This is a genomic window from Deefgea salmonis, from assembly GCF_020531905.1.
GTDB classification, from domain to species: domain Bacteria; phylum Pseudomonadota; class Gammaproteobacteria; order Burkholderiales; family Chitinibacteraceae; genus Deefgea; species Deefgea salmonis.
On record NZ_JAJAWG010000006.1, the window covers coordinates 86,507 to 111,101 of the forward strand.

Here is a 24,595-nt window from a genome sequence, read left to right on the forward strand (position 1 = left end):
CGTCGATCTGCCTTACATTACGAGCTCCTTTAGCATCGGCGGACACCCACGACTGGCACGACGCAGCGCAAGGCTGAGCCAATCTAATACCACTTCAAGCCTAAATTACTGATTTACGCAGCAATACCGCAAGTAAAATCAGTATTGCTGGCTATGGTAGCTGCATTCTTTCGCAAAAAGTTGCATACTCTGAACGCCAGATTTCAATACAAAACGGCCGCAACCTCTTGCTCTGTCACGCCACTAAGACTAAAGCAATACAAAATAAAAACACCCTACTTTTAAAACTTATGTCCATACAGCCTAACTTATTTAGAAATCGTAATTTTGGCCTTTTATGGCTCGCTTCTATCATTGGTAACTTTGCGCTGGCCATCGCCATGATGGCAGAGACTTGGTACGTCGTTAAAACCCTAGGCGCGAAAGAGCAATTAGGTTGGGTGATGATTGCCGGCTCCATTCCACGAATCGCCTTAATGGCCGTTGGTGGCGTATTGGCTGATCGCATGTCGCGCAGCCGGATTATTTTAGTTTCTTTAGCTTTGCGGGTGATTTTACTGTTTGGCTTAGTTGGATTACTGTATTTACAGCGCTTGGATATTTGGGCCTTGACCGCTTTTGCTTTCTTGTATGGGGCATTAGACGCTTTTTTCTGGCCGGCGCGCGACACACTCACCCCTGCCATAGTTACGGATGGTGATCTCACGCGTGCTAATTCGATTATGCTCACCACCAATCAAGTGGGCATGGTGTTTGGGCCGGTACTTGGTGGTGCAATGCTCGCATTCATGAGTTACGAGGCGATATTTAGTCTCACCGGCGGCATGTTGTTTATTGCGACGTTATGTATTGCGGGGATTCAAGAGCCGCAAAGCCAAGTGATTCGTCAAGCCAGCTCGATGCTCACCGAACTAAAAGAAGGCGTAAAGTACGCCATCCAAACGCCGATTTTACGCGCACTCATGCTCATTTACATCACCGCCAACCTGCTCTTTATGGGGCCATTGGCCTTAGGCATTCCAATCATCGTGGCGGATTATTTGCATGGCGAAGCCAGCACCTTATCGTTTTTACAAAGCGCTTTTGCTGCGGGGATGGTGTTAGGCGGGATTTTATTAACAGTTTATCCGCCCAATAAAAAACGCCTACTGATGATTACCGTCATTATTGCATTCGAAGGTGTATTACTGTCCTTACTACCGCATACGCCTTGGATTTGGGCTGCCGTGGCCATTCAATTTTTAATTGGGATGGGCGTTGCAGGCAATAATGTGCCGATGATGTCATTGATTCAGCAGTCCGCCGATCGCGATAAATTGGGCCGCGTGATGAGTCTGAATAATATGGTGTCGATGGGTCTGTCACCGGTCTCTTACGCGATGGTCACGGCCATGCTGGCGGCACAACTAAGTATCACATGGATCATGCCTATTTTTGGCTTAACGATGGCACTGGTGATGTTACTACTGATCTGGCAACTCAAAGTCATTCGCACCACCGATTAAACGTTGATAGCTAAGCCCGACACAAACCCAAGCTGAACTCAATCTTTCAACCTATAAAGGATTATTCCTTTATTTGGACGATTGAACCATGGTGGAACTCCCTTTGGGCGGCTCGGCAGCACACAATCCAGATTTAGATTGGGATCAAATACGAGAAACCATTTTAATGATGGGCATTGCCGTCGCTCAAGTTCGCCATGCGATGGAAGAAGGTAGCGCGTCATTTACCGCTTTGGCCAATTCATTTGCCATGACTTGCCAGCACATTGAGGCACTCAATACACAGCTGACACAGATTTTACCCACGCTGCCGACAACGCTCGACTTAGAAAACAAAATCGCCGAAATCACCGAACAAAACATGCAATCGATCATCGCATTTCAATTTTATGATCGCTTATCGCAGCGACTTGAACATGTTTGCAGCACCATCAGCGAGCTAGCGGTACTAGTGGCTGACCATGCTTTACCGCATCAAGCCCAAGCATGGCTTGATTTACAAAGAAAAATCCGCTCGCAATACACAATGGAACAAGAGAAAATCTTATTTGACGCCATATTACACGGCGACCCAATCCATACCGCACTCATTAAAGCAGGCAATGTCAGCATCAACTTTGACCCTAAATCCAACCCAAACAATGATAACGGCATTGAATTGTTTTAATCAAAGCCCATTCAACGCCATTTTGCGTCCACGCAGCAAGAAACCATCCGTCAATAGCCCCTTAGGTAATATTTTTTGTACCAGAACAACTACTTAGCGAGCGTCAGACTGTGGTATGCTGCCCACCTTTCTTGATTTTGAACGCATCATGACCCGCCAAATCCTCAACCGTACCGAACTCCACGATCCTGATACATGGGTGAAATTCACCAAAGGCAAATGCGACGATTGCTATTCGGGCTGTTGCACCATGCCGGTCGAAGTCAAAATCGGTGATTTAATCCGGATGGGTGTGGTCGATGAATTCGACAAAGACGAACCGGCGAAAAACATCGCCAAACGCTTAATGAAAGCCCGAATTATCGAGCATTTTAATTTCAAACACGAAATTTACACCCTCGCTCGACGCGGCACCCGTGACTGTATTTATTTAGATGAAGAAACGCGTTTATGTACCATTTACGAAAAGCGTCCAAATACCTGTCGTAATCACCCGACCATTGGCCCAAAACCGGGTTTTTGCGCTTATATTCGCTGGTTTTAAATCTAAAAAATAAGGGTATTACCCTCTAAGCCATATAAAACAAAGTTTATAAGAATATACCCTAGTTAATTTTCGCTTAACTCGAGCGTCGAGTTTACTCAACGCTCGCATCACGTCTGCCGCCCACATCGGGCGGCTTACTATTTTGGAACGCTATGCAAACGCAAATCATTGAACTTTTCGAATTAATCGCCGATGGCGGCTTAGATCACGACGACATTCTCGCGATGAGCGCCGAAGTCATTGCCGCACAACAAGATCCAATCGCCTATCGTGCTCGCCATGCCGCCGACTTTTATCCTAGCGAAACGGCCGTGCCACTCTGGGAAATCGTGCTACTGGAGCAATTGGCTGACGGCTTGATTTTTAATGCCCAATCCATACCCGCCCTCTACCAGCAAATCAGCGAAGCTTTTGGTGAGGGTGAGCTTGAACTCCAAGCCAGCGCTTTGGCAGAACTGAGCGAGACGTCGGCCCTCAAAGCCATCCAAGATGAACTCAACCCTAACTTCATCTTGATCGACTTTAGTCAGCGTGAGCAAATGCAAATGCTCCTCGTTCGAACGCATCATCTCACGGCTTTTTTCAAACTATGCCAAGCGCTTAATATCCAAGCCAGCATCGCCTACGAAAACCGTTTTAAAACCAATTAAACCGTTCATCGACAACAACACCGTCCAAACCGACGCCGCACAACATGGCCGTCGGTTTTTTTATGTCATACAACGCGTATCGATTAATGTTTTTAACCGGAATCATTCGTCACGCTTGAGTCAGAAGCGAGATACAAACTGCATGACACACAGCAACGCCGCTTAAAACGTAACCTTACCACGTAGTACCTTTACCGAACCTCGCAGTTGTTTGCCATCTAAACGACGCTGTTTTGCGCCATAACTGGGCTTGGTTGCTCGACGCGGCTTGGCCAATACCGCCACGCTTTCAATCAGCGCCATTAAGCGCATCGTCGCCTCAGCTCGGTTCGCCTCCTGACTGCGCGAAGTTTGTGCCTTAATCACCACCACCCCTTCTTTATTAATTCTTTGATCATGCAAAGCCAATAATCGGCTTTTAAATTCAGCGGGCAATGAAGAATTGGGAATTGAAAAACGTAAATGCACGGCACTTGAGACTTTATTGACATTTTGTCCACCCGATCCTTGGGCACGAATCGCACTAAACTCAATCTCATTGCTGGGAATTTCTGGTATTTTCATCGTGTTAAACTATGACCTTGCATTATTTCAAATTAAATTCAATCGAAAAAACAACATTAGCCTCAATCGCCACGCCGTTTTTTTGCGCGGGTATAAATCGCCATTGCGTCTTCACGGTATTCACTGCGGCATCATCTAAGCGCGGGTAATGACTGCTAGTCAATACTTTCACGTCAATTGGCTCACCTGCTGCGCTGACCCTCACTTGCAATTGAACCTTACCGCTTTCCATTTTGATGCGTGACAGCCTCGGCATATCAGGCTCTGGATTATTTAAATACGCCGCACGATATTGCACCGCAGAATCCGTCGACGCTGCGCTCACCGTTGGCGATGAAAGCGCTGAATCAACCTCGGCAGAATGCGGCGACTGAAGCGCCATTTTGCTTACTGCTGAATTTGGCGGTACGGCCAACGGCGCTGCAAAGTCTTCACGTGGCGGCAGCAAACGCGGTTCACGTGGTTTTTCTGACTTGGTTGGTAGCGGTAAATCTGCTGAATTTGAATGGTTTAGCGCACGATGTTTTGTCCGAGTAGGATGCAATGCCGCAGGCGCAGGCGCTTGCAACACGACGACAAGCGGATGATCCGATGCGCTGACCTCAGGCTCAAAACGCCCCTGCCAAGCAAAAACGACCAATGCATGCAGTAGTAATGAGCTAAAAAAAGCAATTCGCCAGATCATCTTGTAATTTATACAACTCCAATTAAAAACATCATACATTGCAATTTCACAGTAAATACCTACACTGAACTGACTATCCGCTGGAATAAACACATGCCCTATACCATGCTTATTGTTGATGACAGCCGTGTCTCACGCATGATGATACGATCTTTTGCCATCGCACAACGCCCAGACTGGACTTTTCTCGAAGCGGCGTCAGGCTTAGACGCCATTGAATTAGCAAAAACACATAAAATCGATATCATTTCTATGGATCTTAACATGCCGGGCATCGATGGCATTGAAGCGGGCACCGCCATCAAAGGGTTACAACCGAATTGTTTTATTGCTTTATTAACAGCCAATGTCCAGAACAGCACACAAGAGCGCGCATTAAACGCCGGCTTACATTTCGTTCCTAAGCCGATTGTTGCAGATACGCTGCTTAAAGTTTTCACGATCGCAGGGGCTTGAGCATGCTAGAACTTGGCTCGTTACAACGCGATGCACTGTGTGAAATATTTAATATTAGTGTGGGCCAAGCTGCTGCCAGCATGAGCCAAATCATTAATGAAGAGATTTTACTCTCTGTGCCCATGGTTGAATTTTACAGTGTCGAAGAGGCGGCGGCTTATTTAGAACAGTCGAGCCAACGCGTTTGTAGCGTCAGACAAAGCTTTGACGGCAGCTTTCATGGTAACGCCCTGCTGATTTTTCCCGAAGCGCGAAGCTTAGATTTAGTCCGTTTAATGATGGGAAATAGTTTACCCATCGAACAACTCACTGAATTAGAACAAGATGCATTATCCGAAATTGGTAATATTATTTTAAATTCTTGCTTAGGTTCTTTAGCCGATATTTTTAAACAGCCCTTTCAGTGTGGTTTACCGGCATTGCACATTGGTTCTGGAATTTCAGTACTTAAAGAATGCGATGCGAATCATGTGGTGATGGTGTTACAAATTCAATTTTCACTTGCCGCACGAGAACTACATGGTCATGTCATTTTTATTATGAATGCCAACTCCTTGGAATTACTCAACGAGGCAATTAATCGATTTTTAGGTGCCCTAATGGTACAAAGCTAAGCTAAATGATGAGTAATCATGCACCTTTATTATTATTTAGTACCTTTGATGCGCTCGAGCTGGGCGTTCTTATTTTAAATAGCAAAGGAGAAATCGCACTTTGGAATCGTTGGCTAGTTAAAGCATCTAGCCGTCACTCTGATGGTTTAATCGGTTTACCATTAAGCGTTGTATTTCCAGAATTAAAAAATACCCGCGTGGAACAAGCCGTCAAACTGGCGATAGAGAAAGATCAATCTTCATTTTTATCGCAATGCTTAAATCGAGCCCCATTTAATTTATTTCGTTTGCATAATAATGACGAAGTACCACTACGTATGCAGCAACAAATTCAAATCACCCCACTTCGACAATTTAATGATGAGCAATTTTGCTTAATTCAAATTCAAGACGTAACTGCATCGGTCATTCGAGAGCAAATTTTGCAAGAACGTGCAGCAGAGTTGCATCGTTTTGCCTATCAAGACGGCTTAACCGGCATTCCCAATCGCCGTTATTACGAAGAGAAACTTGCCGAAGAATGGCGCCGAGCAGTGCGGCAAAAACATCCACTCAGCGTGCTGATGATCGATATTGATTTTTTCAAACGTTACAACGATCAGCTTGGCCATCAGCAAGGTGACACCTGCTTACAGGATATTGCCAAAGCCCTTCAGGCGGCATTGCGTCGTCCGACCGATATTATTGCTCGCTATGGTGGCGAAGAATTCATCGTCTTACTCCCCGCCACGCCAATGGCCGGTTGCATCACGATTGCCGAGCAATTACTCGAAGCGGTACGTGAGCTCGAACGCCCACACCCAGACTCACCCCACCACATCGCCACAGTGAGCATTGGCTGCGCCTCAACCATACCCAATCGAGAGACAGAAGCGAGTGTTTTAATTCAGGAGGCCGATCTAGCACTCTATTTTGCTAAACAACATGGCAGAAACCAGCTTCGTGATAGCCAATCTTAACTTCCCTACCGTCACCTGACACATACCCCACTTTTAAACCGCCGCCCCATCCCGTTATACTGACAGCTTATTCGCCAGCCATCGATAAGCGCTTACGCCATCAGGGTTGACGGTCTTTTTAAGTCGACTTGTTTCGGAATCCATTATGCTAAAAAAACTCACCCTCTGCGCAGCGCTGACAGTCAGCGCAAGCCTTTCATTTGCGCAAGAGCCGGTATCGATTGACCAAGTTTGGGCGCGTGCCACACCACCTCAAGCAGCCAATGCCGGGGTTTTTATGTCGATCACTAGCCCAACGACAGATCAATTGCTGTCGGCTAGCTCAGTGCTTGCGCGCAAAACGGAGATTCATGAAATGATCATGGCTGATGGCGTGATGAAAATGCGCCAAATCACCACAGGACTACCGATCACCAGCCAGCAACCCCTGACGCTGGCGCCTGGCGGCTATCACATTATGCTGCTTGGACTTAAAAAAGACCTTGTTGCCGGTGAAAAACTGCCTCTCACGCTTCACTTTGCCAAAGCTGGTGCCATCAACGTGACCATTGACGTGCAAAATATCGCGCATAGGCCAGCTGCGGCCGCACACGCACATTAACCCAATACCGCTTCATCATGACGCCAGTGAGCAAACACCGGTCGATTGAGCTTGTGCTGTCCGAGCTCAACGAGTGCCTGTTTAGGCTATGAACACGGACTTAAGCTCAACTGAAACGACAGCGCAAATCAAGGCGGTTGCTATTAAAAGAATCGCACCGTTTTCTCATCCGATGCAACAAACTCAGCAATCACTTAAATGGTTTGTTCAGTACAGCTATAGTGGGTATATCTGTGTAGACCTTTAAATAAAAGATCTATCAACATATACCCATTAATAATCAATAATCAGGCCGAGCCATGCATATTGACTAAGTCAGTTTTCTCAGCAAGCCAACTTACATGTGGGCCCAAAAGCGCATTCGCATCAAACCGGCTGACAATCCAGCAGTAGCCCCAAATAACCGCCAATAAAAAAAGCGCCCGAAGGCGCTTTGTCATTAAGCTACTGACTGACTTATTTCAGCAATACTTTGGCACGAGCAACCACGTTTTCAACTGAGAAACCAAAGTGCTTGAACAACAGATTCGCTGGCGCTGATTCACCAAACGTATCCATACCAATCACATCGCCTTCAAGACCGACATATTTACGCCAGAAGTCGCTCGTCGCCGCTTCAACGGCCAAGCGTGGCACACCAGCTGGCAAGACTGAGGCTTTATACGCCGCATCTTGCTTATCAAATACATTGGTCGATGGCAATGATACGACACGGACTGCAACACCTTCAATTTGCAATTGCGCTGCGGCTTTTACCGCCAAATCGACTTCCGAGCCTGTTGCCAAAATCACCAATTGTGGATTTGCAGCATCTACCAATACATAGCCACCTTTGGCGATATCTGCTAATTGTTGCTCAGTACGCGCTTGAAATTGCAAGTTTTGACGCGTGAACACCAATGATGATGGCGTAGTACGCTCGCCAATCGCAGCGGCCCAAGCCACTACCGATTCAACGGTATCGCATGGACGCCAAGTGTTCATGTTCGGGATGCAACGCAAGGTTTGCAATTGTTCAATCGGCTGATGCGTAGGACCATCTTCACCCAGACCAATTGAATCGTGGGTGTAAACAAAGATGTTATTGGTTTTCATCAACGCGGCCATCCGCAATGCATTCAAAGCGTATTCGCAGAACATCAAGAACGTGCCACCGAATGGACGGAAGCCACCGTGCAACACGATACCGTTCATAATTGCGCTCATCCCAAATTCACGCACGCCATAGCTGATGTGATTGCCCGAGATTTGACCGTTTTCAACTTTCAAGCTGGTCGAACCCTTCCAGTTGGTCAAATTAGAACCCGTCAAATCGGCAGAGCCACCGAGCATTTCTGGCAATTGTGGACACAATGCCGACAAGGCATTTTGGCTGGCTTTACGCGTTGCAATAGTTTCTGCTTTACTGTTCGCGTCGTTCACGGCAGCAGCAACGACATCATTCCAATTGGCAGGTAAATCGCCTTTCATGCGGCGAGTAAACTCAGCCGCTTCAGTCGGAAATTGTGCCGCGTACTTAGCAAACAAGGTATTCCACTCGGCTTCAAACGCAGCACCAGCGGCTTTACGATCCCAACCTGCGTACACATCAGCAGGGATTTCAAATGGCGCATACGGCCAGCCAATCGCTTCGCGCGTTGCGGCGATTTCAGCATCACCCAATGGTGCGCCGTGGCAATCATGGCTCGCCGCTTTGTTAGGCGAGCCTTTACCGATGATGGTTTTGCAGCAGATCAGTGTTGGCTTGTTGGTTTGGGCTTTTGCGGCATCAATGGCGGCATTGAGTGCATCCACATCATGGCCGTCAACGCCAGCAATCACATGCCAGCCATAAGACTCAAAACGTTTTGGCGTGTCATCGGTGAACCAGCCTTCAACATGGCCGTCGATCGAAATACCGTTATCGTCCCAGAATGCCACCAATTTGCCCAAGCCCAAAGTACCGGCGAGTGAGCAAGCTTCGTGTGAAATGCCTTCCATCAAGCAGCCGTCACCCATAAATACATAGGTATGGTGGTCAACAATATCCAAGCCCGGTTTATTAAATTGCGCAGCAAGCAGTTTTTCAGCAAGGGCAAAACCCACGGCATTAGTAATGCCTTGACCCAATGGACCCGTCGTCGTTTCTACACCTGGGGTGTAATGCACTTCTGGGTGACCTGGGGTTTTTGAATGAAATTGACGGAAGTTTTTGATGTCTTCAATCGATACGTCAAAGCCTGTGAGGTGCAATAGCGCATATTGCAGCATCGAACCGTGGCCGTTTGACAATACGAAACGGTCACGGTTAGCCCAAGCAGTGTTTTGTGGGTTAAAGCGCATTTTTCCGCCCCACAAAGCCAAACCAATTTCGGCCATGCCCATCGGCGCACCAGGGTGGCCTGAATTGGCTTTTTGCACAGCATCCATCGCCAGTGCACGAATTGCATTTGCTAAATCAGTACGCGTTGCTGCCATCACAGTTTCCTCAGATTGAATATTTAAGCGCTCTTTGCGCCAACTTGATAAACACACCGCCGTCCAAGCTGACTACAGCCCAACAACAGCGCCAAAATAAAGCTTATCTTCGCTTTAACTCAGCTTTAAGGCAGAAATAAAACGCTTACAGCGCATTGTACTCATGCTACCCAAATAGGGATATTGCTTTGGCGCAAACTAAAAGCTAAATCAAACTTAAAATCAAATGCCAGCGCATTGATTCCCAAAACAAGCTGCCCCAAATACCGTGCGCCTCGTGGATCGCATCAAGCGATTAACCACAATAAAATGCCACGATGGGCGGAAAAGCTTACGCCAAAACCAGCGATATTTGCATAGCGTATCGACCACGCTTTACCGAAAGTGACGTTTCAATTTCGAGCTTGCGCATGAATAATGCCAACGATATCTGCCGATGTCGATAGGGTAAATCGCAGTATTGATCCTTGCTTTAGGCCTACCCAAGACCATCAAGCGTCTCAATTTACGTTGCGGCGCAACAAAAAACAAGTCTTTCCCCGTCCGCGCAATTGCGCTGGATACTGGCGAATCACATCCTTTTTTATTCAGCCAAAATACGCTAGCCCCCATCAACAGCGTACTGCGCCCGCGCTAAAGCCAATCGTTCCACCGTACCCACATCCAGCCATTGCCCGTGATGACATTCACCACGCACTCGCCCTGCCGCCATCGCCGTTAGCAAGCAAGGCAATAACGGCATTGCTTGATCTGCGGGCACATCGGCAAAAAAGCGCGGGTGATACGCCGCCACACCACAAAACGTCAGCGGCTGATCGTCGCTCTGGCATGGCACCACCATGCCTGCGTGCAAACTCAGATCTCGCCCCGTCGGATAACCCGCCTTAGGCACCAACATCAAATGCGCCCAGTGCGTTTGTGCATTTAATTGCGCCGCAGTTTGGCTTAAAGCCACAAAATCAACGTCGGTCAGTACATCGCCATTCACCACGATAAATGGCGCATCCCCCAATAATGGCAGCGCACGGGCAATCCCAGCCGCAGTTTCTAATGCCGTATTTTCAGCGGAATATTCAATTCGCACGCCCCAACGCGAGCCATCACCGAGCGCCGCTTCAATTTGCTCACCGAGCCAAGCGTGATTAATCACCACGTCGTTAATGCCGGCTGCGGCTAAACGCGCCAAATGCCAAGCAATCAATGGCTGACCACCCACTTCAAGCAAAGGCTTGGGCGTCACATCGGTTAAAGGCCGCATCCGCTCACCACGGCCAGCCGCTAAAATCATTGCTTTCATTGGAAACTCAATCAAAAAAACGTCGAAAAAAAAGCTCGATCAGCGCCATGCTGATCGAGACTGCGAAGCGAACACCCAGCCAAAGATGCCAAGGCGTAACGCCCGCAAGCGGCAACAGCTAAGTCGCTCGCCATGTGGCAAAAAACGGCGAATTAAAAAGTAAAACCCGTTTCGATTTTTTCGCCATTTAAATTGACCAATAACCGCCCCAATGGCGTTAATTCGCTATAACGCAAGCAAACTTGGCGCACATAATGAAATACGCGGGGAATATCGGCTTGATATTGCGGCTTATTATCCCGGTATTTTAACCGGGCAAATAAACCCAATATTTTTAAATGCCGCTGCAAACCGGCCATTTCAAATGCCAAGTAAAAGTCACCAAAATCGTCATGCACCGCTAAACCGGCTGCGCGGGCTTGTTCCCAATACCGAATGGTTAAATCCAGCACAAAGGTTTCGCCCCATTCAACATACGCATCACGCAATAATGAAACCAAATCGTAAGCAATCGGTCCTTTGACCGCATCTTGAAAGTCAATCAAACGCAAGGCATCGTTTTGCACCAAGATATTTCTGGAGTGAAAATCGCGATGCATAAACAGCGTGGGCTGATTCACCACTTGCTGCACAATCAAAGCGCAAGCGCGCTCCCAAGTGGCCAATTCTTTACCCGCCAAAGTGACGCCAAATTGCTGCCCAAAATACCACTCTCGGCAAATATCCAGTTCACGCTGAACAAAAGCGGCATCAAACACTGGCAAATCATCATCCGAGGTATTGGCCTGCATCTCAACCAGCAGCTTGATTGCACGCAGATACCACTCTTTTGCACTGCTCTCGCTCAGGACACTGGCCAAAGTCACGTCGCCTAAGTCTTCTAAAACGACAAAACCCAATTGCAAGTCTTGCTCAAAAACTTGTGGCACGGCAATGCCCGCACCGGCCAATTGTTGCTGACGGGCTAAAAACGGGCCGCAATCAAAAACGGCAGGATCAAAATCCATCACCACCACGGAACTATCGGCATAGCTGACACGCCAATATTGCCGCACACTGGCGTCAGCAGCCGCCAAAACAATGCTTTGCGGCGTTGCTGCGCGCACTTGTTGCAACCAATTGGAGAGCTGTTCACTGCGATTCATGAGAAATATCGTTCCTGTTTACAACGTTTGTTAAGAAAGTTAAGCGCGTTTACTGCTAGAATCCACCAATTCTATCAAAGTAATGACGACAACCACATGCGGGTGCGTAATTCTCCTCCCTATACCATCAAGATCGTAGCGTTCTCACTGGCCATTTTACCGGTACTGGGCCATGCCGCTGCATCCAGCCCTGCGGCCGAGCCGCCCTTATTTATCGAAGCGGATCAAGCCAGTGTCCAAGAAGGGCAATACTCGGAAGCGCGCGGCAATGTCATCGTCAATCGCGACGGCATGGTCATTAACGCCGATTGGGTAAAGTACGAACTCGAGGCCGATCAAGTGCATGCCGGCGATAAGGTCAAAGTCACCCAACAAGGCGATACGCTGGAGGGTGACTCACTGAATATGACGGTACAAACCCGCTTGGGCGAAATGGACAATCCGATTTACCACATGGCCGAAGGCCAAGTACGTGGTGATGGCGTTAAAGTTTTATTTGGCGGCAAAGACAAATACATCATCCAAAAAGGTCGGATGACCACTTGCCGCGATGGACAAGACGATTGGTATTTGCACGCCAACGAGATTGATCTCGATTACACCAGCAATTATGGCCAAGCTTGGCATGGCTGGGCCGAATTTAAAGGCGTGCCGTTTTTTTACTACCCTTTTGTTGATTTCCCACTCAATGGCGACCGCAAAAGTGGCCTGCTGCTACCGACCTTAGGCTACAGTAATACCAATGGCTTGCAATACAGCCAACCGTATTACTTTAATCTGGCACCCAATTACGATGCGACGATTACGCCCAGCTATTTTGGTCAGCGTGGCGTCATGCTCGGTGGTGAATTTCGCTACTTGCAGCCTGAATACGCCGGCACCATTCGTGCGGCGGGAATTAACGACAAATCGACTGACACCCAGCGTTATGGCGTTTACTTCCAGCACAATCAACTGCTCAGCGATCGCTTGTCACTCAGTATTAATTATCAAAAAGTATCTGATTCGGATTACTTTATTGATTTTTCTGACACGCTAGCAGGTGCCTCGCAAGTCAATTTACCGCAAGAAGCATTACTCAATTACAACGGCGATTTTTGGTCCACGTATTTACGCGTTCAACGCTATCAAACACTACAAACCGAAACCAACCCAGTTGCAGATCCATACTGGCGCATGCCGCAGTGGTATTTTACCGCCAGCCCGCAAATTGGTTACGGTTTAGAAACCAAAATCAGTGGTGAAGTTACCCGCTTTGTGAATCAATCCTTGGTACAGGGCGATCGCGCTTGGATTAACCCTAGCATTAGCCTGCCAATGAGTAATAGCTACGGTTTTATTACCCCTCGCCTCAGCGTACACGCTAATACCTATCGCACCGAAAGCGCAACAGGCCAAGATATGGGCAATCAATCGTTTGTCGTGCCGATTGCCAGTATTGATACTGGGCTGTTTTTCGAGCGCGAAGGCAGTTTATTTGGCTCAGACATTGTGCAAACCTTAGAGCCACGCGCTTTTTATGTGTATGCCCCGTATAAATCACAAAGCGATGTTCCCAATTACGACTCGGCCGTTGCCGCCCTGTCATGGTCGCAGCTGTTTAGTGAAAATAAATTTACCGGAAACGATAGAATTAATGATGCCAACAATCTGACTTTGGCCATTAGTAGTCGTATTTTTGACGATGCCACTGGGATTGAACGCTTTTACGCCGGTGTCGGCCAACAGTTTTATTTCACCTCACCGCGCGTGACATTGTCTGGCCCAGATAATACCGATGAGCAAAAAAGCTCAAATCTATTTTTGATGATGGGCAGTCAGTTACCCAACAATGTCAATGTGAACTACTTATTACAGCAAGACCTACACAACAAAAGCACTGTCAATTCGGAGCTGAACGTCAGCTGGACGCCGAGCGAATATAAGACCCTCAACTTACGCTATGTGCACAACAAATCATCCGACATTGAGCAAGCGGATATCTCTGGGCAGTGGCCGCTGGGCAATGGCTGGTATGCCGTGGGCCGCTACAACTATTCACTGAATGATCGCAAAGCACTAGAGACGATTGCTGGCGTTGAATATAATGCCGGCTGTTGGGCGCTGCGTTTTGCTGCGCAAAGCTATGTCACCACCAATAGCACGTACAAAACCAATTACTTTGCAATCTTAGAATTAGGCGGTTTGGCTGGTTTAGGAATGAATCCAATTAGCTTATTAAAGCAATCGATTCCTGGTTACGCCGACACTTATCGCTCTCCAAAACTTCGTTAAAGGCTGTACAACCGTATGAAGACTATGACTTTGCTGCGTACCGCAACGCTAACTTTAGCGCTCTTTAGTAGTGCGGCAATGGCCGAAATTATTACTGCCGATCGGGTGATTGCGATTGTGAATCGCAATGCGATTACCCAAGTTGAACTCAATCAAAAAATCAACTCGATTCGCAAAAATCTAGAGCAACAAAAAGTTCAATTACCACCGGAGCAAGTACTGCAAGAACAAGTACTCGAACGGATGATTTTGGATCAGCTACAAACCCAATACGCCCAACAGCTCGGCATCCGAGTAGATGACAATCAGTTAGAGATGGCCATCAACCGAATCGCAGGACAAAATCAGATGAGCTTGCCGGTATTTCGCAAAAAACTCGAAGAAACCGGCATGTCATGGCGCGGCTTTCGCGATCAGATTCGCCAAGAAATGCTACTGGCGCGCTTAAAAGATCGTGAAATTGATAGCAAAGTGGTGGTGACCGAGTCAGAAATTGACGATTACCTCAAATTGGCCGCCAATAAAGAGCAAATGGAATACAACTTGGCCCAGATCTTTATTCCATTGCCAGAAAACGCCGCGCCAGATCAAATTCAAGCGCGCCGTTTACGCATTCAAGCGGCCAAAAAAGAGCTGGAAACCGGCGCTGCATTTGCCAGCGTTGCCGCCAGCTATTCTGCCGATCAAAACGCCAATAGCGGCGGCGCACTCGGTTGGCGTCCTGCCGGCTCTTTACCGCCGGCTTTTACCAGCTTACTCGACCAACTCAATCCCGGTGGGATTACGGATATTGTGCGTAGCCCTGCGGGATTTCATTTATTCAAGCTACTCGACAAACGTAGCCAGCAAGAACAAGTCGTGGTTGATCAAAGCCATGTTCGGCATATTTTAATCCGCAGCAATGAAATCACCTCGACTACCGATGCACAACAAAAGTTACGTCAAATCCGTGGCCGGATTGAGCATGGCGAAAAATTTGAAGATCTCGCTAAAGCGTTTTCTGATGACGCCAGCGCGCCCAAGGGCGGCGACTTAGGCTGGCTAAATCCAGGTGAAACCGTCCCAGAGTTTGAAAACGCCATGAACGCACTCAAACTTGGTGAAGTGAGCCAACCAATACAAACACCATTTGGCTTTCATTTGATTCGCGTCGATGAACGCCGCAAGCAAGACGTGACTTTAGAGCGCGCCCGCTTCAAATTACGCAATGAATTAAAACAGCGTAAAGCTGAAGAGCAATACGATGATTGGCTACGTCAATTGCGCGATCGCGCCCACGTTCAATTGCGCCTCAAGGACGAGTAATGCAAAAACCATTGGCGATCACCACCGGAGAACCCGCAGGTATTGGTCCTGAGCTCGCAATACAATTAGCGCAGAGCAATATACCCACACCGATTGTTTTATTGGCTGATCGCCAATTGCTGCTTGAGCGCGCCGCTTGCGTTGGGATCGACCCCGCCATAGTGGCCGCTTGGCCTGATTACCAAGCCGAGCACAACGCCCCGGTTTCGGTCTTGCATATCCCCTTAGTCGTCAACAGCATTGCTGGGCAACTTGATCCCAAAAATTCAGCCTATGTTTTGGCGCTACTTGATCGCGCCATCGCGGGCTGCGTGCAAGGCGAGTTCGCCGCAATGGTCACCGCACCGCTACATAAAGGGGTGATCAACGATGCCAAGCTGGGGGGGTATTTCTCTGGACATACCGAGTACCTTGCCGAAAAGACCCATACCCCACAAGTGGTTATGATGTTGGCCGGAGAATACGGCGCAGAAGCAAAAATGATGCGGGTCGCATTGGCAACCACGCACTTGCCGCTTAAAGACGTCGCCAGTGCGATTACCAGCGAATCATTACGCAACACCTTACGTATTTTGCAGCATGATTTACAGCAGCATTTTGGCCTAGCTCAACCCAAAATCATCGTCGCGGGGCTCAACCCACACGCTGGTGAAAGTGGCCATATGGGCCGCGAAGAGATTGATGTCATCATGCCGGTGCTCGAGCAATTACGCGCCGAAGGCATGCACTTAATCGGACCGCTGCCTGCTGATACTTTATTTAATCCACCGATTTTGGCACAAGGCGACGCTGTTTTAGCGATGTATCATGATCAGGGGCTGCCAGTCTTAAAATTTGCCACCTTTGGTGCTGGCATTAATGTCACGCTGGGCTTACCGATTATTCGAACCTCGGTCGATCACGGCACCGCGCTCGATTTAGCCGGCAAAGGGCTGGCCGATGTCGGCAGCTTGATTGCTGCGACTGAACTGGCAGCGACATTGGCGGCACACACGGAACGACTTCAGCGCACGATGTGATTGCTCATTTCTGTGTGATTCGGTGCGGCTCAATCGATCAACGGAAAAACCACATGATGCGACTGCTTTACAATAGCGAGACATCTCGCTTTTTATTTTTGTATGTCCCCGTTGGGGGCAAGGATTCAAATGGCTCATATTCCCCGTAAACGCTTTGGACAAAACTTTTTGCAAGACCAAGGCGTCATTGCTGGCATCATTAATGCTGTCGACCCACAAGCGGACGACGTCGTCGTCGAAATTGGCCCCGGCCTTGCGGCGCTCACCGCCCCGCTGCTGGCTCGCGTTCCACAACTGAATGTGGTCGAGATCGACCGTGACATTGTCAGCCATTTATCCAGCATTTATCCGCCAGAGCGTTTGGTGATTCACAATGCCGACGCACTCAATTTTGATTTTGGCGCGCTCGCCCGCCAAATCGCCCCAGGCAAACGGATTAAATTAGTCGGCAACCTGCCTTACAATATTTCGACCCCGCTGCTGTTTCATCTCGCCACCTTTAGCGATGTCATTTACGACATGCACTTTATGCTGCAAAAAGAAGTCGTTGAACGCATGGTTGCGGCACCGAGCACCACCGATTACGGCCGACTATCGATCATGCTGCAATATCGCTATCTGATGGATCATATTATTGATGTGCCGCCAGAATCATTCGATCCACCGCCAAAAGTCGATTCGGCCGTGGTGCGAATGGTGCCTTATGACGTGCTACCTTATCCGGCTAAAAACGAAGATCACCTGCGTAAATTGGTGTTAGCTTCATTTTCGCAACGCCGCAAAACACTGCGTAATAATTTAAAAGGCATCGCCAACGACCAAGTGCTGGCTGACTTGGGCATTGACCCGAGCTGCCGCCCAGAGAATGTCAGCGTGGCCCAATATGTGGCACTGAGTAATGCCTTAGCCAACTAGGGTTTTCCCCGCTAGGCTAACCCTGAATACCCTTACAAAATAACAGGTTCACCCATGAACGATAATGTGACCATGATTCGCTTTAATAATGTTAACAAATGGTATGGTCGTGACCACCATGTCTTAAAAAACCTCAACCTTGAAGTAAAACAAGGTGAGGTGGTCGTGGTCTGTGGCCCGTCTGGCTCAGGGAAATCCACCCTCATTCGGACCATTAACCAACTTGAAGCGATTAATGATGGTGAAATTTGGGTTGATGGCATTCAAGCCAATAGCACCAAAACCGATATCAATAAATTGCGTGAAGAAGTCGGTTTCGTCTTTCAGCACTTCAACCTTTATCCGCATTTATCGGTGCTAGAAAACATCACCTTAGCGCCGATTAATGTCAAAAAAGTGCCTGCGGCACAAGCTAAGCAGCAAGCTTTGGAATTACTTGAACGTGTTGGGCTATTAAACAAAAAAGATGCTTATCCAAGCAATCTATCGGGCGGCCAACAGCAGCGTGTTGCCATTGCCCGCGGTTTGGCAATGAACCCACGCGTCATGCTGTTTGATGAGCCGACCAGCGCACTGGACCCTGAAATGATTGGCGAAGTGCTTGCGGTGATGAAGCAACTGGCCGAATCTGGCATGACCATGATGGTGGTCACCCACGAAATGGGCTTTGCGCGCGAAGTCGCGGATCGAGTGATCTTCCTCGATCATGGTGAAATCGTTGAAGACACCATGCCAGAAAGCTTTTTTACCAGCCCACAAACCGATCGCGCCAAACAATTCTTACGTCAAATTCTAAGTCCCATGGACCAATAATTACGCGAAAAATACGCTTATCCAAAATAAAATGGCTGCCTAATGGCAGCCATTTTTATGGGGTATATCGCGGTAGCAATTGGTTAAAATACCGTTACAAACAATACCCCACCATCAGCATACAATCCACCGCATTACAGTCTTTCTAGCTAAACAACAATTCAGTGTATATAACGGCTATGCACACAAACAATTGACTTAGCACTATCGTATTCCCGTAAGGAACATCCCTAGATGTTGCTTCATTCAGTTCTACATATACTGAAAAAAAACTTAAAAATCAAAACCCTCACATCTTGGAGCACGACATGAAAGTATTACTTCCTCTGGCCATTGCAATGTCTCTACTCACCACCGCACACGTTGGCGCAGAAGAACTCAGCGGCACCTTAAAAAAAGTAAAAGAAAGCGGTGTCATTGTACTCGGTCATCGTGACTCTTCGATCCCCTTCTCCTACCTTGCCAATGACGCCAAACCGATTGGCTATTCGGTTGATATTTCGAACAAAATTGTTGAAGCGGTAAAAAAAGAACTCAAAATGCCGAACTTACAAGTTCGTTATAACTTGGTGACTTCACAAACACGCATTCCATTGGTGCAAAACGGTACGGTTGACGTTGAATGTGGCTCAACGACCAATAATATTGAACGCCAAAAACAAGCGGCATTCTCATTGGGCATTTTTGAAATCGGCACGCGTCTACTCACTAAAAAAGGCAGCGCAATCAAAGATTTTCCTGATCTAGCCGGTAAAAATGTCGTGACCACTGCTGGCACGACGTCTGAACGCATTTTGAAGAAAATGAACGAAGACAAAAAAATGAATATGAATATCATTAGCGCCAAAGATCATGGCGAATCATTCTTGATGCTTGAATCAAATCGTGCCGTTGCCTTTATGATGGACGATGCTTTATTGGCCGGCGAAATGGCAAAAGCAAAAAAACCAAGCGAATGGGAAATCGTTGGCAAGCCACAATCATATGAAATCTATGGCTGTTTATTGCGTAAAGATGATCCACAATTTAAAAAAATCGTCGATAGCGCAATTGCCAGCACTTACAAATCAGGTGAAATCAATACCATTTACAAACGCTGGTTTGAAAGTCCAGTTCCGCCAAAAGGCTTAAATCTCAATTTCCCAATGTCTGATGATTTTAAAGAATTAATTGCTAAGCCAACAGACAAATCAGCCGAACAAATGTAATTCACCGCATACTCAGCAAGCCGAGTAGCATCACTACTCGGCTTTTTTACCATTGGAGAAAATTACGATGAATTATCATTGGGACTGGGGTGTGTTTTTTAAACCCACCGGTATCGGCAGTGAAATTTATTTAGACTGGTTCATTACCGGTTTAGGCTGGACGATTGCACTGGCCCTGACCAGCTGGATTATTGCTTTATTGATTGGCACAATCGTTGGTGTTGCCCGTACGTTACCGAATAAAATCATTGCCAATTTAGCCGCTGGCTATGTAGCTTTATTTAGAAATATACCACTCTTAATTCAATTATTTATTTGGTACTTTATGGTGCCTGATTACCTGCCTGAAAATTTAGAGATTTGGTTTAAACAAGATATTAATCCAGCGACCAGCGCATTTATTAGTACAGTGATTTGTCTAGGCTTATTTACCGCGGCTCGAGTTGCCGAACAAATTCGCACGGGCATTGAGGCACTTCCTAAGGGACAAATGAATGCGGCTTTAGCGCTCGGTTTACGTTTGCCACAACTGTATAAAGATGTTTTATTGCCACAAGCTTTCCGCATCATCATTCCACCGATCACCAGTGAATTTTTGAATGTATTTAAAAACTCATCGGTTGCGTCCTTAATCGGGCTCATGGAATTATTAGCTCAAACCAAACAAACTGCTGAATTTACCGCTAATTTATTTGAAGCATTTACACTGGCGACTTTAATTTATTTCACACTCAATATGAGTCTCATGCTGCTGATGCGTAAATTAGAAAAACGAGTGCAAGTGCCTGGCTTGATTGCTTTAGGAGGAAAATAAATGGATTTCTCCAATATCTTACCCGCACTGCCCAGTATGATGGATGGATTGTGGTTAACACTCAAACTCACGGTGCTCTCCATTATTGGTGGCGTCATCATTGGGACTTTACTGGCTTTAGCACGTCTGTCTAATCATAAATTCTTGGCGATGATTGCCGGATTTTATGTTAATTACTTCCGCTCTATTCCATTACTTTTGGTCATCACTTGGTTTTATTTTATGGTGCCCTTTATTATTGGCTGGGTCACCGGAACGAATCGCCCCGTTGGTGCGCTCACTTCGTGTTTAATTGCATTTATGCTATTTGAAGCGGCTTATTTTTGCGAAATCGTTCGAGCAGGGATTCAATCGATTTCGAAAGGCCAAATCAATGCTGCTTATGCATTGGGTCTTAATTACCGCCAAGCTATGCAATTGATTGTTCTGCCGCAAGCGTTTAGAAAAATGATGCCGCTATTAATGCAGCAATCCATCATTTTATTCCAAGACACCTCTTTGGTTTATGCAGTTGGCTTAATGGACTTTTTAAATACCGCACGTTCACGTGGTGATATTGTTGGCCAACCGCATGAGTTTTTATTATTTGCGGGTTTAATTTATTTTATTATTAGCTTTGGTGCGTCTAGTTATGTGACGTACCTCAAAAAGAGGACAACCGTATGATTTCGATTGAACACATTAATAAATGGTACGGTGATTTCCAAGTCCTGACCGATTGCACTGCAGATATTAGCAAAGGCGAAGTGGTTGTCGTGTGCGGACCATCGGGCTCGGGAAAATCAACTTTAATTAAGTGCGTGAATGCACTTGAGCCTTTCCAAGAAGGCCGAATTATTGTTGATGGTATCTCAGTGGGCGATCCACAAACCGACTTGCCTTTATTGCGCTCGCGAATTGGGATGGTGTTTCAAAACTTTGAGCTGTTTCCACACCTCTCGATCACTGAAAACTTAATGCTCGCTCAACAGCGCGTTTTAGGCCGTAGCGCCGATGAAGCGCGCGACACAGGCCTCAAGCTACTCGATCGCGTTGGCCTTAAGGTGCAAGCGGCTAAGTTCCCTGGCCAGCTCTCGGGTGGCCAGCAGCAACGTGTTGCGATCGCTCGCGCCTTGGCAATGAACCCGATTGCCATGCTGTTTGATGAGCCGACCAGTGCCTTAGACCCAGAAATGGTCAATGAAGTGCTCGACGTCATGACCGAACTGGCGCAAGAAGGAATGACCATGATGTGTGTAACCCATGAAATGGGTTTTGCGCGCCGAGTCGCCAATCGGGTGATTTTTATGGACAAAGGGCATATCGAAGAAGATTGCAGTGCCGTTGAATTTTTTGGCAGCCCACGTGGCGAGCGCGCACAACACTTCTTGTCAAAAATTCTACATAACTAAAATCGATGTATTAGCCGATAGGCCTTAATAAAAAAGGGCTGCAAGCGTATACCTTGCAGCCCTTTTGCATTACGCCATTTTTTACATCTTGGCTTGCAAACCCAAGCGCATCCAAAGCTCGGCAACGCCCGCTGGCACAGGCTCGCTAAAGTAAAATCCTTGCATATAATTCACGCCTAGCCCTTGCAAGAATCGGGCGGTTTCTAAGCTTTCAACCCCCTCAATGACCAGCTCCAATTGCAATCCTTGCGCCATTTGTGCAATCGCATGCATGACTCTTCTGCCATCTTCTGTATGTAAACGCTGCGCAAATGACACATCCACTTTTAGCATCTGCGCCGGCATTTCATGCAATTGCGACAATGAAGAGTACCCAGTACCAAAATCATCAATCGCAATTTCAAAACCCGCCAAACGCAATTGCCGTAAATGACGCATTTGCCGAGAATAATCAGTCAATGCAATACTTTCGGTGATTTCTAAAATAATATCCGATGGCCGCAAACGAAAACTGGATAAACGCTCAACCAATTGCGTCACAAAACTAGGTAAAAACAATTGACTACGTGAAATATTAATCATCATTTTTTGCGCCAAACCAGCATCGCGCCAATCGCGCAACTTAGCAAATGCGATCAGCATAATCTGCTCTGATAATTCTTGAATTAAACCGACTTTTTCTGCCATTGGAATAAATAATTCAGGGCTAATCCAGCCACTTTTATCATCTAGCCAACGCGCCAACGCTTCAACCGATACCACTTCGCCGGTTTTAGCATTCACCACGGGCTGATAAAACACTTGCAAACCGCCCTGCTGAATCGCACTCGACAATCGAGATTGAATCGCAACATGTTCACGACCCAGCGCTTTTAAATGAACGATATCACCATAAAAACAGGCGTTATTTCTTCCTGCATGCTTGGCGTGATACATCGTATGATCTGCGGCAGATAATAATTCTTCACCACTTTCGGCATTGTCTGGATAAATCGCAAAGCCCACTGAAATCGTCGGCTGCGTTTCCATACCATTAATACTGATGCTTTCTCTGGCTGCTAATCGAAGTGACTCAGCAATAATTTTTAATTGTTTGCTGTCTTTTAAATTTGGAATTAACGCAATAAATTCATCGCCGCCCCAGCGCGCCAAAATGGCATCTTCGGGCAATACCGCTTTAAGGCGCTTCGATAAGCTAATCAGTAACTCATCGCCAGTTTGATGTCCAAATGCATCATTAATTTGTTTAAAATGATCTAAATCGATAAAGCCTAAACCGACTTTACACTGATTTATTCGAGCCTGATCAATGGCGCGATGCAATTCATCATCGAGCAAAAGGCGATTAGGTAAACTGGTTAATCCATCGTAAAGTGCCAATTGCGTAATATGCTGCTCATTTAAATGGGCCACCGTTACATCACGCAATACGCCGCGCAATCCAGTAATTTTTTGATCCGGTCCAAAATGCGCGATCAAACGCGCTTCGACCCATACAAACTCTCCATCTTCACGCATTAACCGAAAACGAACATGATTGGGTACCGCTGATTTGGCCAATTGTGCCAAAACGTCAGCCACCAATGTCGCATCATCCGGATAAACCCAAGACAAAATAGACCGAGATAAGTCCTGATTTAAATGACGCGGATCGACCCCACGCAACTTAGTCCAAGCCGCCGTTGCCTCAGTTAGAACACCTTGCGGCGACAGATCAATAATGGCCTCTTCCAGTAGATTTAAGGTGTCTAGCGTGGTTTTTTTACGCGCAGCGTCTTGCATCAACGCCGTCACGTCCTGCATCAACACCACAATATGCTGACGACTACCCGCAGCAACGCATTGCAAACGCACTAAAAGGCAGACTTGATCTTGCAACACACAATGAAATTGCATGCTAGCGAGCCCCGCCAATAATTTAGGTACGCGTTGCACTAATTCTCGGGCCAACTCAAAAGGCAATGCAATCGTTAATGCGCGCCCCAATAAATCGCCAGGCGCAGGTAGGCTCGGATGACCAGACCAAACTTGGCAAATCACGCCATTGGGCTCCAGCTCAAACACCATATCTTGCGTAGCACCGACTAAGGCGCGTAACCGTTGTTGATTCGCAATGGACTCGGCGGCTACTTTGGCTTTTAACAGCGCCTGTGCCACATGATTGCTTAACATCGACAATAAACGCAGCTCGGTTGAATCGCGCTGCCGGCTTTCATCGTCATTTAAAAAAGTTAAAAATCCAAATAACTGCCCATTGTCTAGCAATGGAATACACAATAATTGGCGCACCCCAACTTGCGCCAATAGCATTTGCTCAGCGAGCGGTAGCTCAAGCAATGACTTATTGAGCACCATACCGACGGCAAGGGTATCGGCCAGTAATGGATACTGGTCATACTCTAGCGTCACAAACGGCTGGGGGGTATTACGTGCTAGGTGGCAATCATCATCTCGCCATGCTGCAATCAGCCGTGCAATTTTGCCATCGGCCTCATTCAGATACAGCCCCGTCATTCCGCTATGCGAAGCCTCTGCAAGCGTGCGCAAGACTTCAACCATGGCGTCAGGATCATCAGCAACCGCCAATAAATTAACCACACAGTCAAAAGCGTTAAAATAGGTTTGGTAAAGGCCTAGGGCCTCATGAGGCGCAAGCGACGCTGCAATAGAGACTAGATTTTCAGACCGCACAAAAGCCTTGAGTAACAA

General features: G+C 47.2%; 23 protein-coding genes. 17 read left to right on the forward strand and 6 right to left on the reverse strand.

Annotated features, from left to right (window positions below):
- Window positions 1-290: 290 nt before the first annotated feature.
- The 4 genes from LG219_RS10520 (at window position 291) to LG219_RS10535 (ending at window position 3,369) form a co-directional block, all read left to right on the forward strand.
- Window positions 291-1,505 (forward strand): MFS transporter, encoded by a 1,215-nt coding sequence (locus LG219_RS10520; RefSeq protein WP_226764447.1) that lies wholly within the window; start codon window positions 291-293, stop codon window positions 1,503-1,505.
- An 88-nt stretch (window positions 1,506-1,593) separates the two neighbouring features.
- Window positions 1,594-2,172 carry a hypothetical protein gene (locus LG219_RS10525; protein ID WP_226764448.1) on the forward strand — a complete coding sequence of 193 codons (579 nt, stop codon included), beginning with the start codon at window positions 1,594-1,596 and terminating at the stop codon, window positions 2,170-2,172.
- Window positions 2,173-2,320: 148 nt separating this feature from the next.
- Entirely contained in the window at window positions 2,321-2,716 is a 396-nt protein-coding gene (locus LG219_RS10530; protein ID WP_226764449.1) for a YkgJ family cysteine cluster protein, read from the forward strand.
- A 155-nt stretch (window positions 2,717-2,871) separates the two neighbouring features.
- Entirely contained in the window at window positions 2,872-3,369 is a 498-nt protein-coding gene (locus tag LG219_RS10535) for a hypothetical protein (protein WP_226764450.1), read from the forward strand.
- A 162-nt stretch (window positions 3,370-3,531) separates the two neighbouring features.
- Here LG219_RS10535 and arfB read toward each other — a convergent pair whose 3' ends face one another.
- Window positions 3,532-3,933: an alternative ribosome rescue aminoacyl-tRNA hydrolase ArfB gene (gene arfB / locus LG219_RS10540; RefSeq protein WP_226764451.1), complete on the reverse strand. Its 402-nt coding sequence runs from the start codon at window positions 3,931-3,933 to the stop codon at window positions 3,532-3,534.
- 22 nt (window positions 3,934-3,955) lie between these two features.
- On the reverse strand, window positions 3,956-4,618 hold the full coding sequence (locus LG219_RS10545; RefSeq protein ID WP_226764452.1) for an energy transducer TonB: 663 nt from the start codon (window positions 4,616-4,618) through the stop codon (window positions 3,956-3,958).
- A 93-nt stretch (window positions 4,619-4,711) separates the two neighbouring features.
- On the opposite strand from LG219_RS10545, the gene LG219_RS10550 reads away from it, so the two are divergent.
- The 4 genes from LG219_RS10550 (at window position 4,712) to LG219_RS10565 (ending at window position 7,248) form a co-directional block, all read left to right on the forward strand.
- Window positions 4,712-5,074 (forward strand): response regulator transcription factor, encoded by a 363-nt coding sequence (locus tag LG219_RS10550; RefSeq protein WP_226764453.1) that lies wholly within the window; start codon window positions 4,712-4,714, stop codon window positions 5,072-5,074.
- Window positions 5,075-5,076: 2 nt separating this feature from the next.
- Window positions 5,077-5,688, forward strand: a complete 612-nt coding sequence (locus tag LG219_RS10555; protein ID WP_226764454.1) for a chemotaxis protein CheX — start codon at window positions 5,077-5,079, stop codon at window positions 5,686-5,688.
- 5 nt (window positions 5,689-5,693) lie between these two features.
- Window positions 5,694-6,647: a diguanylate cyclase gene (locus LG219_RS10560; protein ID WP_226764455.1), complete on the forward strand. Its 954-nt coding sequence runs from the start codon at window positions 5,694-5,696 to the stop codon at window positions 6,645-6,647.
- A 145-nt stretch (window positions 6,648-6,792) separates the two neighbouring features.
- A complete protein-coding gene (locus LG219_RS10565) occupies window positions 6,793-7,248 on the forward strand; it encodes a copper chaperone PCu(A)C (RefSeq protein ID WP_226764456.1) in 456 nt (151 codons plus the stop codon).
- Window positions 7,249-7,704: 456 nt separating this feature from the next.
- Here the strand turns inward: LG219_RS10565 and tkt are convergent, their stop codons facing one another.
- The 3 genes from tkt to LG219_RS10580 form a co-directional block, all read right to left on the reverse strand.
- On the reverse strand, window positions 7,705-9,705 hold the full coding sequence (gene tkt, locus LG219_RS10570) for a transketolase (RefSeq protein WP_226764457.1): 2,001 nt from the start codon (window positions 9,703-9,705) through the stop codon (window positions 7,705-7,707).
- 601 nt (window positions 9,706-10,306) lie between these two features.
- Window positions 10,307-11,002, reverse strand: coding sequence for an N-acetylmuramate alpha-1-phosphate uridylyltransferase MurU (murU, locus tag LG219_RS10575; RefSeq protein WP_226764458.1), 696 nt, complete (start codon window positions 11,000-11,002; stop codon window positions 10,307-10,309).
- 152 nt (window positions 11,003-11,154) lie between these two features.
- The gene (locus tag LG219_RS10580) at window positions 11,155-12,147 is read right to left on the reverse strand and encodes an aminoglycoside phosphotransferase family protein (protein ID WP_226764459.1); all 993 of its coding nucleotides are present in this window, start codon (window positions 12,145-12,147) and stop codon (window positions 11,155-11,157) included.
- Between the two features lie 96 nt (window positions 12,148-12,243).
- Here LG219_RS10580 and LG219_RS10585 point away from each other — a divergent pair, with 96 nt between their 5' ends.
- From LG219_RS10585 to LG219_RS10625, 9 genes are all read left to right on the forward strand, one after another.
- Window positions 12,244-14,421, forward strand: coding sequence for an LPS-assembly protein LptD (locus LG219_RS10585; protein WP_226764460.1), 2,178 nt, complete (start codon window positions 12,244-12,246; stop codon window positions 14,419-14,421).
- 15 nt (window positions 14,422-14,436) lie between these two features.
- Window positions 14,437-15,726: a peptidylprolyl isomerase gene (locus tag LG219_RS10590; RefSeq protein ID WP_226764461.1), complete on the forward strand. Its 1,290-nt coding sequence runs from the start codon at window positions 14,437-14,439 to the stop codon at window positions 15,724-15,726.
- On the forward strand, window positions 15,726-16,745 hold the full coding sequence (gene pdxA, locus LG219_RS10595) for a 4-hydroxythreonine-4-phosphate dehydrogenase PdxA (RefSeq protein ID WP_226764462.1): 1,020 nt from the start codon (window positions 15,726-15,728) through the stop codon (window positions 16,743-16,745). Before LG219_RS10590 ends, pdxA begins: the two co-directional genes overlap by 1 nt.
- Before the next feature lie 129 nt (window positions 16,746-16,874).
- Window positions 16,875-17,660, forward strand: coding sequence for a 16S rRNA (adenine(1518)-N(6)/adenine(1519)-N(6))-dimethyltransferase RsmA (gene rsmA, locus LG219_RS10600; protein ID WP_226764463.1), 786 nt, complete (start codon window positions 16,875-16,877; stop codon window positions 17,658-17,660).
- 72 nt (window positions 17,661-17,732) lie between these two features.
- A complete protein-coding gene (locus tag LG219_RS10605) occupies window positions 17,733-18,473 on the forward strand; it encodes an amino acid ABC transporter ATP-binding protein (RefSeq protein ID WP_226764527.1) in 741 nt (246 codons plus the stop codon).
- Between the two features lie 308 nt (window positions 18,474-18,781).
- Entirely contained in the window at window positions 18,782-19,681 is a 900-nt protein-coding gene (locus LG219_RS10610; protein WP_226764464.1) for a glutamate/aspartate ABC transporter substrate-binding protein, read from the forward strand.
- Between the two features lie 67 nt (window positions 19,682-19,748).
- Window positions 19,749-20,495 (forward strand): amino acid ABC transporter permease, encoded by a 747-nt coding sequence (locus LG219_RS10615; protein WP_226764465.1) that lies wholly within the window; start codon window positions 19,749-19,751, stop codon window positions 20,493-20,495.
- Window positions 20,496-21,161, forward strand: a complete 666-nt coding sequence (locus tag LG219_RS10620) for an amino acid ABC transporter permease (protein WP_226764466.1) — start codon at window positions 20,496-20,498, stop codon at window positions 21,159-21,161. It begins immediately after the preceding gene.
- Window positions 21,158-21,886, forward strand: a complete 729-nt coding sequence (locus LG219_RS10625; protein ID WP_226764467.1) for an amino acid ABC transporter ATP-binding protein — start codon at window positions 21,158-21,160, stop codon at window positions 21,884-21,886. The genes LG219_RS10620 and LG219_RS10625 overlap by 4 nt, the downstream gene beginning before the upstream one ends.
- Window positions 21,887-21,967: 81 nt before the next feature.
- On the opposite strand, the gene LG219_RS10630 is transcribed toward LG219_RS10625, so the two are convergent.
- Complete coding sequence (locus LG219_RS10630; RefSeq protein ID WP_226764468.1) at window positions 21,968-24,484, reverse strand: sensor domain-containing phosphodiesterase; 2,517 nt, start codon at window positions 24,482-24,484, stop codon at window positions 21,968-21,970.
- Between the last annotated feature and the right edge of the window lie 111 nt (window positions 24,485-24,595).

Bases quoted from the DNA above. Each gene is read 5' to 3' on its own strand.
- LG219_RS10520 (WP_226764447.1), top strand. From the start codon at position 291: ATGTCCATACAGCCTAACTTATTTAGAAATCGTAATTTTGGCCTTTTA.
- LG219_RS10525 (WP_226764448.1), top strand. From the start codon at position 1,594: ATGGTGGAACTCCCTTTGGGCGGCTCGGCAGCACACAATCCAGATTTA.
- LG219_RS10530 (WP_226764449.1), top strand. From the start codon at position 2,321: ATGACCCGCCAAATCCTCAACCGTACCGAACTCCACGATCCTGATACA.
- LG219_RS10535 (WP_226764450.1), top strand. From the start codon at position 2,872: ATGCAAACGCAAATCATTGAACTTTTCGAATTAATCGCCGATGGCGGC.
- arfB (WP_226764451.1), bottom strand. From the start codon at position 3,933: ATGAAAATACCAGAAATTCCCAGCAATGAGATTGAGTTTAGTGCGATT.
- LG219_RS10545 (WP_226764452.1), bottom strand. From the start codon at position 4,618: ATGATCTGGCGAATTGCTTTTTTTAGCTCATTACTACTGCATGCATTG.
- LG219_RS10550 (WP_226764453.1), top strand. From the start codon at position 4,712: ATGCCCTATACCATGCTTATTGTTGATGACAGCCGTGTCTCACGCATG.
- LG219_RS10555 (WP_226764454.1), top strand. From the start codon at position 5,077: ATGCTAGAACTTGGCTCGTTACAACGCGATGCACTGTGTGAAATATTT.
- LG219_RS10560 (WP_226764455.1), top strand. From the start codon at position 5,694: ATGATGAGTAATCATGCACCTTTATTATTATTTAGTACCTTTGATGCG.
- LG219_RS10565 (WP_226764456.1), top strand. From the start codon at position 6,793: ATGCTAAAAAAACTCACCCTCTGCGCAGCGCTGACAGTCAGCGCAAGC.
- tkt (WP_226764457.1), bottom strand. From the start codon at position 9,705: ATGGCAGCAACGCGTACTGATTTAGCAAATGCAATTCGTGCACTGGCG.
- murU (WP_226764458.1), bottom strand. From the start codon at position 11,002: ATGAAAGCAATGATTTTAGCGGCTGGCCGTGGTGAGCGGATGCGGCCT.
- LG219_RS10580 (WP_226764459.1), bottom strand. From the start codon at position 12,147: ATGAATCGCAGTGAACAGCTCTCCAATTGGTTGCAACAAGTGCGCGCA.
- LG219_RS10585 (WP_226764460.1), top strand. From the start codon at position 12,244: ATGCGGGTGCGTAATTCTCCTCCCTATACCATCAAGATCGTAGCGTTC.
- LG219_RS10590 (WP_226764461.1), top strand. From the start codon at position 14,437: ATGAAGACTATGACTTTGCTGCGTACCGCAACGCTAACTTTAGCGCTC.
- pdxA (WP_226764462.1), top strand. From the start codon at position 15,726: ATGCAAAAACCATTGGCGATCACCACCGGAGAACCCGCAGGTATTGGT.
- rsmA (WP_226764463.1), top strand. From the start codon at position 16,875: ATGGCTCATATTCCCCGTAAACGCTTTGGACAAAACTTTTTGCAAGAC.
- LG219_RS10605 (WP_226764527.1), top strand. From the start codon at position 17,733: ATGATTCGCTTTAATAATGTTAACAAATGGTATGGTCGTGACCACCAT.
- LG219_RS10610 (WP_226764464.1), top strand. From the start codon at position 18,782: ATGAAAGTATTACTTCCTCTGGCCATTGCAATGTCTCTACTCACCACC.
- LG219_RS10615 (WP_226764465.1), top strand. From the start codon at position 19,749: ATGAATTATCATTGGGACTGGGGTGTGTTTTTTAAACCCACCGGTATC.
- LG219_RS10620 (WP_226764466.1), top strand. From the start codon at position 20,496: ATGGATTTCTCCAATATCTTACCCGCACTGCCCAGTATGATGGATGGA.
- LG219_RS10625 (WP_226764467.1), top strand. From the start codon at position 21,158: ATGATTTCGATTGAACACATTAATAAATGGTACGGTGATTTCCAAGTC.